Genomic DNA, 15,952 nt, shown 5'->3' with positions numbered 1-15,952 from the left:
GCCATGCATGGGCGTCGTCACCCCAAGAACCCGCACGCGGAGGCCGAGCAGTTCCGCCGGCGTGCGGTGCTGGGCTTTGTGATGGTGGTGGTGTGCCTGGTCGGCCTGGGCGGCTGGTATTTCAAGCTGCAGGTGCTCGACCACGAGGTCTACGCCACCCGCTCGGAAGCCAACCGCATCAAGCCCAAACCGGTGGTGCCCGGGCGCGGCATGATCTACGACCGCACCGGCCGGCTGCTGGCCGAGAACGTGCCGGCGTTTCGCCTGGATGTGACCCCCGACAAGGTCACCGACATGGCCGCCATGCTCGCCGCGCTGGGCAAGGTGATCCCGATCGCGCCCGAGGATCTGGAACGCTTCAATCGTGAGCGCAAGGCGCGCCGCAGCTTTCTGCCGGTGACGCTCAAGCTGCGCATGAGTGATGAGGAAATGGCGCGCTTTGCAGTGGAGCGCTGGCGCTTTCCCGGCGTGGAGCTGGAGCCGTATCTGACCCGGCGCTATCCGTTCGGCCCGTTGTTTGCGCACATCATCGGCTACGTTGGCCGCATCGACGAAAAAGATCTGGCGGTACTGGGCGAGGGCAATGCTGCGCTCACCCACATGGGCAAGTCCGGGCTGGAGCGCTATTACGAGCAGGATCTGCGCGGCCAGGTCGGTTACGAACAGGTCGAAACCAATGTACAGGGCCGGGCGATCCGCACCGTCGGCCGGGTCGCGCCGCAGTCGGGCGCGGACCTGCGGCTGTCGGTGGATGCCGATCTGCAGCGCGCGATGGTGGCGGCGTTCGGCGAGCACGAAGGCGCGGCGATCGCGATGGACCCACGCACCGGCGAGATCCTGGGCATGGTCAGCCTGCCCAGCTACGACCCCAACCTGTTCGTCAACGGCATCTCGCACACCGACTTCCGCATGCTCAACGACAACCCGTCGCGGCCGCAGTTCAACCGGCTGGTGCTGGGCGGGGTGGCGCCGGGCTCCACGCTCAAGCCGCTGATCGCGCTGGCCGGGCTGGATAGCGGCCTGCGTCGGCCGGAAGACCGGGTGTTGTCCACCGGCATGTTCTACCTGCCCGGCGTCAGCCGCGGCTGGGGCGACTCGCACCGCGGCGGGCATGGCTGGACCGATCTGCGCAAGTCGATCGCCCAGTCGGTCAATACCTATTACTACCGCTTGGCGGTGGACATGGGCATCGAGCGCTTCGACCACTACATGGGCGGGTACGGCTTCGGTGCGCCCACTGGAGTGGACCTGCTCGGCGAAATCGGCGGCATTCTGCCGTCGCCGGCCTACAAGTACAAAACCCGCAAGGAGCGCTGGTACCCCGGCGACACCGTCAATATCGCCATCGGTCAGGGCGACTGGAAAGTGACCCCGCTGCAGCTGGTGCGCGGCATCTCGGGGATCGCTAGCGGCCTGTTGCAGCGCCCGCATCTGGTGCTGGAAGAGCGCACCGGCTTCGATCACCCCTGGCAGCCGATGATCCAGCCGCCGGGCAAGCCGATCAGCCCGAATCCGGCGCATGTGCAGGTGGTGCGCGAGGGCATGATGGACACCATGCGCCCCGGCGGCACCGGGTATGCCATCACCCCCGGCGCGCCGTACCTGATGGCCGGCAAGACCGGCACCGCGCAGGTGGTCAGCCGCAGGGGCGTAGCCGCGGTGGATCCGCGCAGCCTGCCGATGCATTTGCGTCACCGCGGCCTGTTCGTCGGTTTCGCACCGGCCGACAACCCGGTGATCGCGGTGGCGGTGGCGGTGGAGGGTGGCGGCTTCGGTACCAGCTCGGCGGCGCCGATCGCACGCAAGATCTTCGACGCCTGGCTGCTGGGCAAGATGCCCGCCGGCCTGGAGCCGCTGGACAGCGAGCTCGGCATGACCGCCGTAGGCGTCAACCAGTTCGAGGCCGGCGCCACCGATGCGCGCCAGGCCGGCGATGCGGCCGCGGCCACGCTGGCCGAGTTGCCGGTGGTGATCGGCCAGACCGCCGTGGCATTGGACCCCAACACGCCGGCGCAGCCGGTGGTGCCGGATGTGCCCGATGCGGTCCAGGAGATCGACCATTGAGTGACATCCTGCGCTGGCTGGTGGACATGGTGGCGCGCTTCACGCGCAGCCTGGACTGGGTGCTGTGCCTGGCGCTGGGTGCGCTGATGGTGATCGGCCTGTCGGTGCTCAAGAGCGCCGGCGGCGCCGCCAACGGCGATCATCTGGTGATGGCGCAGGGCGTGCGCTTCGTCATCGGCCTGGCCGCGATGTGGGGCATTTCGCGCATGTCGGTGCTGCGCCTGCGCGCCTGGACCCCGTGGGTCTACGGCTTGTCGATGCTGCCGCTGCTGGCGGTGTTCGCGCTGGGCACCGGCAAGTACGGCCGCCAGTGGCTGGATCTGAAACTGTTTTACCTGCAGCCGGCCGAGTTGTTGAAGATCAGCCTGCCGATGATGGCGGCCTGGTATCTGCATCGCATGCCGCTGCCGCCGCGCATCTCCACGGTGCTGGTCACCTGCATGATCATCGGCGTGCCCACTGCCCTGATCATGCTGCAGCCGGACTTCGGCACCGGCGTGCTGATCGCCGCCAGCGGCGTGTTCGTGCTGCTGTTGGCTGGGCTGCCGTGGTGGTGGGTGGCGGTGGGCGTGGGCGGTGTTTCGGCGGCCGCGCCGGTGGCCTGGTTCTGGCTGCTGCGGCCATACCAGAAGGACCGCATCATGATGTTTCTCAACCCGGAAAACGATGCGCTGGGCGCGGGCTGGAACATCATTCAATCCAAGATCGCGATTGGCTCCGGCGGCTTCGACGGCAAGGGCTGGGGACTGGGTTCGCAATCGCATCTGAACTTCATTCCCGAGCAGACCACCGACTTTGCGTTTTCGGTGCTCAGCGAAGAATTCGGCTGGATCGGCGTGGCTACCGTGCTGACCTTGTATCTGATCGTGATCGGCCGCTGCCTATGGATCGCCTCGCAAGCGCGCGACACCTATTCGCGGCTAATGGCCGGTGCCACCGGGTTGGCGTTCTTCGTCTACGTGCTGGTCAACGGCGGCATGATTTCCGGCCTATTACCAGTGGTGGGCGTGCCGATGCCGCTGATGAGTTACGGCGGCACCTCGGCGGTGTCGCTGCTGGCCGGATTGGGCCTGGTGATGGCGGTCAAGGCGCATCGTCCGGTGCATGGGTATTGAGCTAGGCCTGGGTATGCAGGCAGATGCAAAGCATTACATTGCCTAGCGACAAACCGTCGATTGCAAGGACCACTCAAAGCCAAGGCACTCGATCCGATCTGGAGGGGACATCTAGCATGTAATCCACGATCTGAATTACCGCTTAGGTATGCGTTCTACTCGATATGAGTAATCAGGTTCCCAAGCTTTTGTGGCGGTGCGTACCGATCCTGTGCCGTAGGCTGATCCTGTAATCTGATAGACGATTGTCTGATGAAAAAGCCAAGGATCCGAGGATGAAAGGCACCGCATCATGAAAGGAAAGATCAAGATCGGCGTCGCCATTGGGCTCTTGCTGTTTGCCTTAATCGGAGGGGTTCTCCTCTCCGGTCAGCTGATCCTGATGCTGTTGAAGGTGGCTGGGCCGCTCAGCTTTGGCACCTACTGGTCTTATATCAAAGCGCTCAACCTCCCGCAGTTCGCTCCCTATGCCACCAAGATCAAGCTGGCCGGCGCCATCGGCTTTGGTGTGCCACTCCTGGCCTGGTTCGCACTGCTGATCCCGCTGTTCAAGCCAAAGGCCGCCGCCTTGCATGGCGACGCGCGCTTTGCCTCTGGCAGTGATCTGGCCAAGAAAGACATGCTCAAGCCGTCGCCAACCGGCATCGTGGTCGGCAAGCACGGCGGCAAGTTGGTGCGCTTGCCCGGCCAGCAGTTTGTGATCCTGGCCGCGCCCACGCGTTCGGGCAAGGGCGTGGGCATCGTCATTCCCAATCTGCTCGACTACCAAGGCTCGGTGGTGGTCCTGGACATCAAACAAGAAAATTTCGACCTGACCTCGGGTTGGCGCAAGAGCCAAGGCCAAGAGGTCTTTTTGTTCAACCCCTTTGCCGAAGACGGGCGCACCCACCGCTGGAACCCACTCAGCTATATCTCACCGGATCCCGCGTTTCGCGTGTCGGATCTGATGAGTGTTGCGGCGATGCTCTACCCGGATGGCTCCGACGCCCAGAAGTTCTGGGTGAGCCAAGCCCGCAACGCCTTCATGGCGTTTACGCTCTATTTGTTCGATAGCTTGGACGATCAGATCAAGCGCAAGCACCCGAAAGACACCTGGATGTTCCCAACCCTTGGGATGCTCTATCGCGTGTCGTCTGGGGATGGGAGCGACTTGAAGGGCTATCTCAAAAAGCTCTCGCAGCGCGACTTCCTGGGCCGCGACGCCAAGATGGCGTTCGACAATTTGCTCTCGCAAGCCGAAGAGACCTTCGCCTCGATCATGGGCACATTCAAGGAGCCGCTCAACCAGTTCATCAATCCGATCCTGGATGCATCAACCAGCGATAACGACTTTTTGCTGACCGATGTGCGCAAGAAGAAGATGAGCATCTACATCGGCATCCAGCCGAACAAGCTTGCCGAAAGCCGCTTGTTGATCAACTTGCTGTTTAGTCAGCTCATCAATCTCAACACCAAAGAGCTGCCGCAAAACAACCCGGCGCTCAAGCACCAGTGCTTGCTGCTGATGGATGAGTTCACGGCAATTGGCCGGGTCGACATCATTGCAAGCGCGGTGAGCTACATGGCTGGCTACAACATTCGCTTGCTGCCGATCATCCAGAGCATGGCGCAGTTAGACGCGACCTATGGCAAGGATGTCTCGCGAACCATCATCACCAACCATGCGTTGCAAATCGTCTATGCCCCGCGCGAGCAGCAAGACGCCAACGACTACTCGGACATGCTCGGCTACACCACAGTGCGCAAGAAGAACAAGTCGCACACCAGTGGCAAGCAAAGCAGTGTGTCCTATTCCGAAACCGCGCAACGCCGCGCATTGATGCTGCCGCAAGAGTTGAAGGCGATGGGCTTTGACAAGGAAGTCTTCCTCTATGAAGGCATCCCAAGTCCGGTGCTCTGCGAGAAGATCAAGTATTACGAAGACGCGTATTTCACCAAGCGCTTGTTGCCGAAGGTGAAGATCGAAGCCTTACAGATGGCGCTTGCATGAGTGATAGCACACCTTCCAATAAGCCTCAAAGTCGATTGAAGGCTGATGGCAGCCACAGTCAACAGCTGCTGCGCGACCTGGCATTAATCAATGCGCGCACTGTGCAGCAGTTGGGGCAATTGCAACCAAGTGCATCCGTAGAAAAACCTAAGCGTAAGCCCAATTTTCCACGTCCAATGCAAGGCCTCAATCAGGATGCTCTTATGACTCAGACCAACGATTCTTCCCCTGATTCGGTCGGCAAACGACCGCCAGTGCCACAAGGCTTGCGCGAAAGCTTCAAGGATTACCCCGATCACATCGCGCGGTTGGAAAGCGCCCTCCAAGAGTCGGTCGATAAGCCATCGCCGATCACCCCTCCGTTGGAGTTTGCGATCTGGGCGATCGAGGGCTGTATCGATACTTTCATTGACGAGTCACGCGAAAAGCTGCGCATTGCGGAGCAAACAGGTGACCAAGAGGCAATCGCACTAGCGAGGTCAACGCATCTGCTTATGCTTCACAGCGCCGCTAAGGGCGCATGGAAGGGGCAGAACTTGATGGATTATTTTGGCTTCCCAAGTTCGAAGTATCCCAATGGTCAAAGCCAGCGCACCGCTCAGGATGTTCAAATGACACAGGAAAATTCTCCTTCATCTGGCTCGATTGGCGAATATCCTCCCGTTCCCGAAGGGTTGCAGAAAATTTTTCAGGAATACCCTGAATATATGGATAGACTGAAATCGGCCCTCAAAGAGTCGGTGGATAGTCCGTCATTGGTCACTCCTCCTCTTGAAATTGCAATATGGAACCTAGAAGATTGCTTGGATTCCATCTTGGGTGAGGTCAACAGGGAGCTTAGGGAAGCTGAAGAGGACGGTGACCCGGTAAAATTGGAGGCGGCCGAGAAAAAGCGTAGGCAGCTTGGGCCTGCGGGGTTCAGTCACAACTGGAAAGGCAGCAACATGTTTGCCTACTTTGAAGCACGCGGAAATCGGCAGTCATGACCGGAATTCAAGACCCGCTTGATCTGGGACAGCACGAAGATATTTTCAGGAAGCAAATTCTAGCTGACCTGAATTTTGAGGGACTCTCAAGTTATGAAAGTCCTAGGGCAATCATTCTGGCGGGCCAGCCTGGAGCTGGTAAAGGCAGTTTAGCGCGAGCGGCAAGCAGCGATTTGCATGGTGATTCCATAAAGATCGATCCTGACGAGCTTCGCAGATATCATCCAAGGATAGATGAGTTTCGGCATGAAAATCCGTTCTCTTGGTCAAGTCGGACTCATTCCGACGCAAGTCAATGGGCCGATGAACTGTTAGGGAACCTCTGAACAACGCACCACAGATACGCGACACTACCCGCCTCATGTTGAGGAGTGATCCATGCAACTGACGTTCGGTGACGCTGAGGGCCTGGGCAAGCGCAAGCAGACCCGGCGGGAGATCTTTCTGGCCGAGATGGAGCAGGTGGTTCCGTGGCAGCAACTGCTCGGTCTGATCGCGCCGCACTATCCGGTATCGGGCCGGCCAGGTCGGCAGCCGTACGCACTGGCGACGATGTTGCGGATTCATCTGCTGCAGCAGTGGTATGCGCTGAGCGATCCGGCGATGGAAGAAGCACTGCACGAGATCCCGACCTTGCGGCGGTTTGCCCAGCTCGGTGGCTTGGACAACGTTCCGGACGAGACCACGATTCTCAACTTTCGGCGCCTGCTGGAGACCCATGGCCTTGCCGCGCGGATGCTGGAAGCGGTCAACGCGCATCTGGCGCGCAAGGGCCAGAGCCTGCGGTCGGGCACGATCGTCGATGCGACGCTGATCGCGGCGCCCAGTTCGACCAAGAATGCCGACAACGCGCGCGACCCTGAGATGCATCAGACCAAGAAGGGCAATCAGTGGTATTTCGGGATGAAGGCGCACATCGGCGTGGATGAATTTTCCGGGTTGGTGCACCACGTCCATTGCACAGCCGCCAACGTCGCCGATGTCACGGTGATGCACACGTTGCTGCATGGCAAAGAAGACAGCGTGTTCGGCGATAGCGGCTACACCGGTGCGGACAAACGCGAAGAACTGCAGGCCTGCAAGGCTGCATTCTTCATCGCCGCCAGGCCCTCGACGATGCAAGCCCTCGGCAACAAACGCGAGCGTGCTCGGGAAAGACGTTGGGAACACTTCAAGGCCAGCGTGCGCGCGAAGGTGGAGCATCCATTCCGGGTGATCAAGCGCCAGTTCGGCTACACCAAGGTCCGCTATCGCGGCCTGGCCAAGAACACCGCGCAGGTGCTGACCTTGTTTGCGCTATCGAACCTGTGGATGAAGCGAAAGCAGTTACTGCCGACGATGGGGAACGTGCGCCTGTAACCCGGGCAACACCCTGCAAACGCGCCGGAAACGGCAAAAAAATCGAGGATCTGAGCGCCGTCAGCCTGGTCGATGTGGTTAGGCTCATCCTCCGATGCCGTTGATCAGACCATCCCTAGCGGAAGCTACCTCTTCAAAGAAAAATATAATCTTCGATACAACCTTGGCAAATGGGGAATGGGCATCGAAGACGCTCATTAAAGGTCTTCAAGACAATGGTTATGAAGTTGAGGTCCGCGCCGTTGCGTCACCTAAGCTAGAAAGCGAGCATGGTGTCGACAGCCGATTTACGGCGAATATCGACAGGGAGGGCTATGGTCGTTATGTGCCTGAGGGCGCGCGTGATGCAATCTATAGCAGAATTCCGGGTAGTTTAGACACGATCCATGCAGTCAACAACGTGCCCATCCGCATCTTCAATCGTGAGGGCATCGAGCTTTACGACAGCCGCACCGATGCACGCATGCCTGGCCAAGCGATGGAAGAAGCGCGCAACGCGCGGCTTAAAGATCCGGCTTTCACAGAGCATCTTCGAGAGGCTTGGCAAAAACAATTCGATTGGCACCGTGATCTGCCGGAACACGTGCAAGAAGTCCCCAGATCCGATCCTGCTCTCCAAGCGAAATTGCTCGCTGAGCACGCCGAGCTGCACGTCAGTGACGGCGTGAACAGCCGACTGGAAGGCATTGCCACCATCGATGAACTTGTGCGACCAGGGGCTCCACCTGCACGCGTGCCTGCGCCGGAACCTGAAATCCCAGGCTTGCGTCGCGCCGGGATGGCGGCGGGGCTTGCTGGCTTAGGCGTTGCCGCGACCGCCTACGATGCGTCGCAAACCGGAGAACGTGTTGGCACGCTGTTGGCACAGGACAACCTCACCGCTGCGCGCTCAGAAGCGCTGCACTTTGGTGCCCGAGGCGTGGGCGGCTGGGCGGGAGGCGCCGCCGCCGCTGCTATGGTTGGCACAACCGGCGCCGGGCCTGTCGCGCTTGTGGTGGCCGATGGTTATCTGTTCAGTGCTGCTGCCGACAAGGCCGTGACGCTCTGGGACAACCGCCAGATCTATACGCAAACCGACAAGCAGGGCGTGAGCTGGGAGTTCAATGGCAATCAGTGGCTGCGCCAAGAAAAGGCCGATCTGCCGAACGATGGCGTCGATGCGCCGCAGAAGCAGGCCATGTTCGCGCTGCCCGAAAAGGCGCGCGAGCTGAACTATCACGCCAGTAGCGAAGCGACCGAGCAGGCGCTGGGCAAGGTGCAACCCAGTAATCCTTATGTGCAGCCATCCAGTGAGGCAGATGCTGCGCATCTCTACGCACGTGATTGGCGACACGATCCGGCGAGTGGCCAGTGGTCACGGATGGTCGCCGACGACGTCGATCGGAACGATCGGCCCGTCTGGACGGTTGATCCAGCAAGCCCCGAGCGCAGTGCCGCGTTGGACCAGCAAGCAGCCCAGGTGGTTGACGCCAACATCGCCCGAGGTCCGGCTGCAATTGCAGCGACTTATCAGGCTGCCCACCAGCGCAATGGCTGGGAGGACTTCGGCCCCGTGCCAGCGACCGTGCAAACAGCCTTGAACCCGGACTCGTTGCAAGCCTCGGACGGCAAGCAGTATCAGCGCGATACGCAAGGTCAGTGGCGCCATGACGGCGTTGCTGCCGAAGGCAATGTCCCGTTAGAACTCAACGCAACGCGTGAACGCCTGCAGCCAGCCTTAGAACAGCACGCGCAGGCGTTGGCACAGATGCCGGCAAGGCAAACGCCAACGCCACAGCAGCAAGACCAGGCCAATACCGAAGCGACCTATGCCGCCTATGGCGTTGCGCCCAATGCCCAGACCGCAGGCGCGATCCAGCTTGCGGTGCAAAAGACCCGTGAGGCAAACGGGATCGATGCAGCCACCAGCTCTTTGGCATTGGAGCGTGATGCGACTGGGCAATACTCGGTGGACAGCCCCATCCAGCATCTGAGGCGGGACGCCGATAGTGCAGTGCGCGTTGCGGCGACCACCAGCACTGATGAGATCCATCAGGCACTTGGCGAGGTGCAGTTACTCCGGCAAGAACAATTCCCTTCGGCCGGTGCGCCGGAGCAACGTATTGACGCGCAATCGCCCCAAGAGCGCGATGCCTACGAGCAAGCGTTGCGGGAGGCCAATCGGCAGGGCGTTTCCACACAAGAAGCGCAGCAAGTCGCAAGCTTTGCGGCAACGACGGTCACCGCTCCGCGTATGGATGAAACCCAAGCGCCTCAGGCAGCCATTGATGCGCAGCGGGATCGAGATGTTGCACGCACACCCGACGCGCCTGCCGTTGCGGAGACGGCAACGCCGGCCCCGGTCGTGATGCCTGCACCCGTCAACGCGCCTCTGCCAGAAGACGTGCGCCCGGTCGCCAAGCCTGCTGAGCCGAAGTCCGAACCTGTCCCGCAACGCGAACCACAAGAAACCCGAACACCTGAGGTTGCCGCACCCTCGATAGCCGAGACAGCCCAGCAAAAGTCAGAGGCAGTAGACCCAACCTCGGCAAGCGCGGCTGCGCCAAGCGTTGGATCGGCATCATTCGCTTCGACCTCTCCCGATCAAGCGTCTACTCAGGCCGCTGCGCCAGTGTCGCCGGCATCCCATGAAGTGGAAGGGCTGCGCCTCGGCGACCGAGGTCAAGAGGTCGAGTTCTTGCAGTATCGATTGCAGCAATTAGATGCCCGGGGTCCGAACGGCCAGGCCGTGCCGCAGGACGGGCACTACGGTCCAGAGACCGAACACGCGGTAAGGCAGTTCCAGCAGGAACAAGGTTTGCCGGCAACGGGCATTGCCGGCCCAGACCTGGATGCGGCGTTGTCCCAGGCACAACACGCGCGCCGAGAAGCTTTGAAACCCACAGAGTCGAGATCGGCGAATGCGGCGGTGGAGCAGGGCGGTGAGCAGCAAGCCCGAGTAGTCACGCCACAGAACGATGCGCCATCGGCTGTTCCATTGCATGCAGAACAGCAAGAGGCGATGCAGGCGTCGTCGCCGGCAATCCCAACACAGAGCGAAGCGCCGGCACAGATCGTTTTGCCTGAGCGCACGTCATCGCCCTATGCGTCATCGCCCGGCTTTGGTGGGGCTGGCGGGCGTTCAAACGCAGGTCAACGAGAGGAGGGTCGGGTCGAGCCAATCAGGCCATCCCAAGACATCGCCCAGCAGGCGTTTCCGTCCGATCATCGCGACTACACGTTGTTCTCCGCCATCCAGGCGCAACTTCCGAAGGGCACATCCGATGAGAAAACGGCCGAAGTGCTGCATGCCGTCAAAGAATCAGGGGTCGAGCGCGCGGATGAGTTGCGTAAAGTGACCATCCACGATGATGTCGCTTTTATCTTTGGCAAAACGCCGGGCTTCCACTCGGAAGTCGCGCTCGACACGCCATCGCCTGGCATGACTGAAACCTTGCAGAAGACGGAGGCATTGGATCAGCAACGGGTACAGCAGATGGTGCAGTTCCAGCGGGAGCGCGAAGAGATCGACAAGAACCCAACGGGCCCAGTGATGACGCTTGCTGCGCGCTCTCAGCAGCAGGCCATGTCGGACGCGTCCAGTGGTGATGGTGGCGGCGGTGATGGGGGCTAATACTCGCGAGCCAGGCGATAATATTTTTCATTTCAATACGTTGACGCGGTAACAAGTCGAATGCGGGAGGTCGAGCGCGTTTGCGCAGTCGCTGTCAGGCCGGGCGTGCCTCTATGCATGCAAGGGGAGGAGTGAGGGGCAGTGCGCCGCATGCGACACGCGCATGTCACGCAGCTGACGCTTCGCAAATCGCGCACCGTTCTGCGCGCTGCGTTGCAATGCCGAAACACCGTCGCGGTGCCGCTTCGTTCGCGCGGTTCCGGGTTCGCTTGCCTTGCGCATGTGCGGTGATTGCTCCGTAGAGTCCGTCACGCCGCTGAGTTTGCCGCGGCCGGGTCGCGTTGCTTCAGCAGGCACGCGCCATTCCTCTCTCAGGTGATCTTCTTCATGAAATTGCTAACCGCCGCCATCGGCGGTGTCTGTCTTACGCTCGCCGCACAAGCCGGTGCCATCAACCTTGCAACCGGCGATACGCGCGCTGTCTCCGAGCCGGCGATTCCTGCCACCTGCCAGCCGGTGAGTGCCAGCCACACGCCGAGTGGGCGCCTGTTCGACGCTGCATCGGAAAGTGCGCCGCCGGATACCAAAACCATCCAGGCCGCACTGACCGCCTGTACCGGCAAAAACGGCAGCGTGCTGCTCAAGGCCGGCACCGGCACTGCGTTTCTCAGCGGGCCGCTGTCGATTCCCACCGGCGTCACCTTGGTCATCGATCAGGGCGTCACCCTGTACGGCTCGCGCAATCCGGCCGACTACGGCAGCGGCTGCGGCACTGCCGGTGCCAAGAGCGGTGGGTGTCTGCCGTTGATCAGCGTCAAGGGCCTCAAGTCGGGCGTGATGGGTGTGCGTACCGGCGGGCGCCAGGGCACCATCGACGGCCGCGGCGATCTGCCCATGCTCGGCAAGAGCACCACATGGTGGGAATTCGGCGAAAACGCCAAGAACGCAGGCCAGGTGCAGAACAGCCCGGACCTGATCAAGGTGCAGAACTCCAACACCTTCACCCTCTACAACGTCAATCTGATCAATGCGGCGTACTTCCATTTCTTCGCGCATATCGTCGATGGCCTGACCATCTGGGGCGTGCGGGTGAAGTCGCCGGCCACCAGCCCCAACACCGATGGTCTGGACCTGGACAGCGTGGTCAACGCCAGCCTGGTCGATAACGATGTGATGGGCGGCGACGACTGCGTGGCGATCAAGACCATTGCCTCCAAGTCCGGCAACATCAGCGTGCGCGACAACCGCTGTTACGGCACCCACGGCATCTCGATCGGCAGCGAAGTGATGTCCGGGGTCAACAATGTGCTGATCGAAAACAACGCCATCACCTCCACCGACGATGCCGGCAACCGCAGTACCGACAACAACGGGCTGCGCATCAAGACCAGCATCGTCAAGGGCGGCCCGGTCAGCCTGATCACCTATCGCAACATCTGCCTGTTCGGGGTGACCAGCCCGCTGGTGATCAACCCGTTCTATTCGACCGGTGGTAGCGGGACCAAGCCCAGCTTTAAGGAGATCGTGGTCAACGGCTTGCGTACCACGGGCGATGTCGGCCTCAAGGGCAAGGGCTGGATCCTGAAAGGCTTCGATGCGCAGACGCCGCTGGATCTGGTGCTGGCCAATCTTGCGACAGGCAACACTGCCGTCACTGCCAGCAATGCGCAGATCGGGCTGGTCAACAGCGACCTGACCGCCGAAAAGTTGGGCGCCGGCGTCACTACCGCCCCCGTGCAACTGAGTGGCGCGATCCCGACCTGCTCGACGGCACCGCGTTTCCCGGCACTGTGATCGATCGGGCGTGGCCGGCGTTTCGGCTGCGCCTGATTTTTTTCAAATGTTGTTCGCAAAAAACGATGCAGCGCCGAGAGGTGCTGCATCGTGGGGACTGGGGGAATCCCCGATGCCATCGCAGCGGACACATCCGGGCCTGCATGGAGGTTTTTTTTGTGCTGCGCCCTGCAGCTGAGCGTCCTGCGAGCTTGTGCTAATGCTGCGGCATGCCTTGACTTCGGCTAAAGCTCTTTCGTTTCATGGTCTTATTGCCAGAAGTTCATCTGGTCTCTGTTACTCTCGGCCGATGATTCGACGCACCCTGACCTGCCTGCTCACCCTCGGCCTTGTCGCCTGCGCGACCCAGCCCAGTCCTCCGACCCCGCCGCCGGCCGCTAGCGCGCCCCCGGCCAAGCCGCCGAGCGCCCCTGTCGCGCCCGTCAGCGCCGCCGCCGAAGCGCCTGCATTGCCGCCGGTGGACCTGACCCCGGTGCCGTTCGAGATCGCACGTGCCAATTTTGTGCGCGACACTGCCGCCAAGTACGGCCTCGACGCCGCCCAGATCGAAGCGGTGCTGGCGCAGGCGCAATTTAAGGACGCCATCGTTACTGCGATGTCGCGTCCGGCCGAACGGGTCAAGCCGTGGAACGAATACCGGCCGATGTTCATCACCCAGGCGCGCATCGATGGCGGCCGCAAGTTCCTGGCCGAGCACCGCGCCGAACTGAGCAAGGTCGAAGCGGCCACCGGCGTGCCGGCACAGGTGATCGTGGCCATCATCGGGGTGGAAACCAGCTATGGCAGCAACGCCGGCAAGTACCGCGTGCTGGATGCGCTGTACACGCTGGCATTCCGTTATCCGCGCAGCGGCGATCCGGCCAAGCTCGAACGCGAAGTGCGTCGCGAGCTGTTCTTCCGCGATGAACTCGGCCAGCTGTTCGCGCTCGGCAAGGAAGAGCAACTCGATGTCACCACGCTGATCGGCAGCTATGCCGGCGCGATGGGCATGGGCCAGTTCATGCCGTCCAGCTACCGCCAGTTTGCGGTGGATGGCGATGGCGACGGCAAGCGCAATCTGTTCACCGACCACAACGACGTGTTCGCCTCGGTCGCCAATTACTTCGTCAAGAAGGGCGGCTGGGTGCGCGGCGGTCAGGTCGCGGTACCGGCCACGCTGGCCGCCGGCCACGAGGAATTCAATCCCACCGACTGGTCGCCGGTGTACACGCTGTCCGATCTGTCCGCGCGTGGCTACCACCCCAATGCGCCGGTCGTGGCCGGCAGCACGGCGACGCCGATTACCCTGGACGATGCCAACGGCAAGCAGTACTGGCTGGGCTTCCAGAATTTCTACGCGATCACCCGATACAACATTTCCAAGATGTACGCGATGGCCGTGTTCCAGCTGTCCGAGGCCATCGCCGGCAAGGAGTTACCCCCGGCATGAACAGCATGACAGGCCCCAAGTGGCTGATCCCGATGGCGCTGATGCTCGGCCTGGCGGCCTGTAGCAGTGCACCGAAGAAGAGTTCGGGCAGCGCAGGCAGCGGCGCGATCAAGGGCGTCAAGGTCGAAGGCAAGGGGCCGGCGTATGTCGCCACCGGATGCCCGTCGAGCTCGCCATATGCGGCAGCAAAGGAAGATCCCTCCACGCGTGGCGACTACACCGCCGGCGGCCTGTACAAGCCCGGCGTCAAGGACACCACCCCAGACCATGTGCCCAACGTGGCCTGCATTCCCGAGCCGCTGGTCAGCAACGAGCCGCGCTCGGCGGTGGGCAATCGCTCGCCGTATGAAGTGCTGGGCAAGCGCTACGTGGTGATGGACAACCCCGGCGACTATGTCGAACGCGGCACCGCCTCGTATTATGGCAGCAAATTCCACGGCCGGCTGACCTCCAACAAGGAGGTCTACGACATGTACGCCTTCACCGCCGCCCACAAGACCTTGCCGCTGCCCAGCTTCGCGCTGGTGACCAATACCGACACCGGCGACTCGGTGGTGGTGCGCGTCAACGACCGCGGTCCGTTCCACGATGGCCGCGTGATCGATCTGAGCTACGCCGCTGCGGTGAAGCTGGGCATCACCGGCAAGGGCACCGGCAATGTCGAAGTGCGCGGCCTGACCGAAGCCGATAACGGCAATCTGCTGGCCAAGCGCCGCAATGGCATGGCACCTGTCGCTACCGGCGTTGCCGCAGCGCGGCCAGCCTCGGGGGGCAGCCAGATCGATGGTCTGGTGCAGCGTCTGCCCAACGGCACGGTTGCTCCGCGCGCGGTGGCGGCAAGTTCGGCTGCCGTGCCGGTGGCGACATCGATCGCCGCCGCGCCGGTCACTGCGGCAGGTGAGCGTTGGCGCTATCACGTGGCCGATTCGCGCCAGCCCGGCAATCCGGACAATTTCGATGCGTGGATGAAGTCGCAGGGTGTGCGTGTTGCGACCGGCAAGCCGGCAGCGGTTGCGCCGCGGCCGGCATCGGCCACGGCATCGACGCCTGCACCTGCCGCACCGGTTGCGGTCGCGGTGGTCAAGCCTGCAGGCAGCGCGCCGCTACGTGCGACCAAGCCCGAACCGGTGCCTGCCAAGGCACCCAGCGTTGCCGAGACCGCACTCGGCGACATCCTGTTGCAGGTCGCCAGCTTCGCCAGTCGCGAAAACGCCAATCGCGCGCTGTCGCAGCTGGCCTCGGCCGGCATCGCCGGCGCCAGCGTCAGCGACATCGTCAGTGGCGGGCGCACCCTGTGGCGCTTGCGCGTCAATGCACGCGACCACGCCAATGCCTCGGAAATCGCCCAGCGCATTGCCGGGCTGGGTTTCGGGCGCCCGCAAATCGTCGCCAATTAAGCGTTGCGTCTTAAGCGCAGCGATCAAGGCAGCCGTCCAGTCGTCGACTGGCGCGGCCGGCAGGGCTGGCGCACGGAATCGGCTAGCCCACTCGCTCACTCTGGATGCAGCGTCGTCTGCCTCGCTCGATCCCGACGCGCGCTGCTGCAGGCATTCTCGGCCCGCACGGTTACGACAACGCTGAACTCTGCAAGCGTGCATGCCC

Annotated in this window: 9 protein-coding genes and 1 pseudogene; all 10 read left to right on the top strand. The window is 62.0% G+C overall.

The window, feature by feature from the left end; translation table 11 throughout:
- Positions 1-3: 3 nt before the first annotated feature.
- A complete protein-coding gene (mrdA, locus tag NMB96_RS01835) occupies positions 4-2,064 on the top strand; it encodes a penicillin-binding protein 2 (RefSeq protein WP_023905165.1) in 2,061 nt (686 codons plus the stop codon).
- Positions 2,061-3,179 (top strand): rod shape-determining protein RodA, encoded by a 1,119-nt coding sequence (gene rodA, locus NMB96_RS01830; protein WP_023905164.1) that lies wholly within the window; start codon positions 2,061-2,063, stop codon positions 3,177-3,179. Before mrdA ends, rodA begins: the two co-directional genes overlap by 4 nt.
- Before the next feature lie 292 nt (positions 3,180-3,471).
- Positions 3,472-5,169 (top strand): type IV secretory system conjugative DNA transfer family protein, encoded by a 1,698-nt coding sequence (locus NMB96_RS01825; RefSeq protein ID WP_023905163.1) that lies wholly within the window; start codon positions 3,472-3,474, stop codon positions 5,167-5,169.
- A gap of 266 nt (positions 5,170-5,435) precedes the next feature.
- Positions 5,436-5,648, top strand: a pseudogene (locus NMB96_RS01820) (hypothetical protein); the annotation flags it as partial.
- Positions 5,649-6,151: 503 nt separating this feature from the next.
- Entirely contained in the window at positions 6,152-6,481 is a 330-nt protein-coding gene (locus tag NMB96_RS01815) for a zeta toxin family protein (protein WP_255086070.1), read from the top strand.
- A gap of 52 nt (positions 6,482-6,533) precedes the next feature.
- Positions 6,534-7,514, top strand: coding sequence for an IS5 family transposase (locus NMB96_RS01810; RefSeq protein ID WP_183086593.1), 981 nt, complete (start codon positions 6,534-6,536; stop codon positions 7,512-7,514).
- A gap of 94 nt (positions 7,515-7,608) precedes the next feature.
- Positions 7,609-11,127 (top strand): zeta toxin family protein, encoded by a 3,519-nt coding sequence (locus tag NMB96_RS01805; protein ID WP_255086069.1) that lies wholly within the window; start codon positions 7,609-7,611, stop codon positions 11,125-11,127.
- A 387-nt stretch (positions 11,128-11,514) separates the two neighbouring features.
- On the top strand, positions 11,515-12,921 hold the full coding sequence (locus NMB96_RS01800; protein ID WP_183086647.1) for a glycoside hydrolase family 28 protein: 1,407 nt from the start codon (positions 11,515-11,517) through the stop codon (positions 12,919-12,921).
- Between the two features lie 289 nt (positions 12,922-13,210).
- Positions 13,211-14,350 (top strand): lytic murein transglycosylase B, encoded by a 1,140-nt coding sequence (gene mltB / locus NMB96_RS01795; protein ID WP_255086068.1) that lies wholly within the window; start codon positions 13,211-13,213, stop codon positions 14,348-14,350.
- Positions 14,347-15,747 (top strand): septal ring lytic transglycosylase RlpA family protein, encoded by a 1,401-nt coding sequence (locus tag NMB96_RS01790; RefSeq protein WP_229009640.1) that lies wholly within the window; start codon positions 14,347-14,349, stop codon positions 15,745-15,747. The genes mltB and NMB96_RS01790 overlap by 4 nt, the downstream gene beginning before the upstream one ends.
- Positions 15,748-15,952: the final 205 nt, after the last annotated feature.

Origin of the sequence: Xanthomonas hortorum (genome assembly GCF_024339125.1) — a bacterium.
In the GTDB taxonomy this organism is placed as follows: Bacteria; Pseudomonadota; Gammaproteobacteria; order Xanthomonadales; family Xanthomonadaceae; genus Xanthomonas; species Xanthomonas hortorum.
This window is presented reverse-complemented; position numbering and strand designations above follow the sequence as displayed.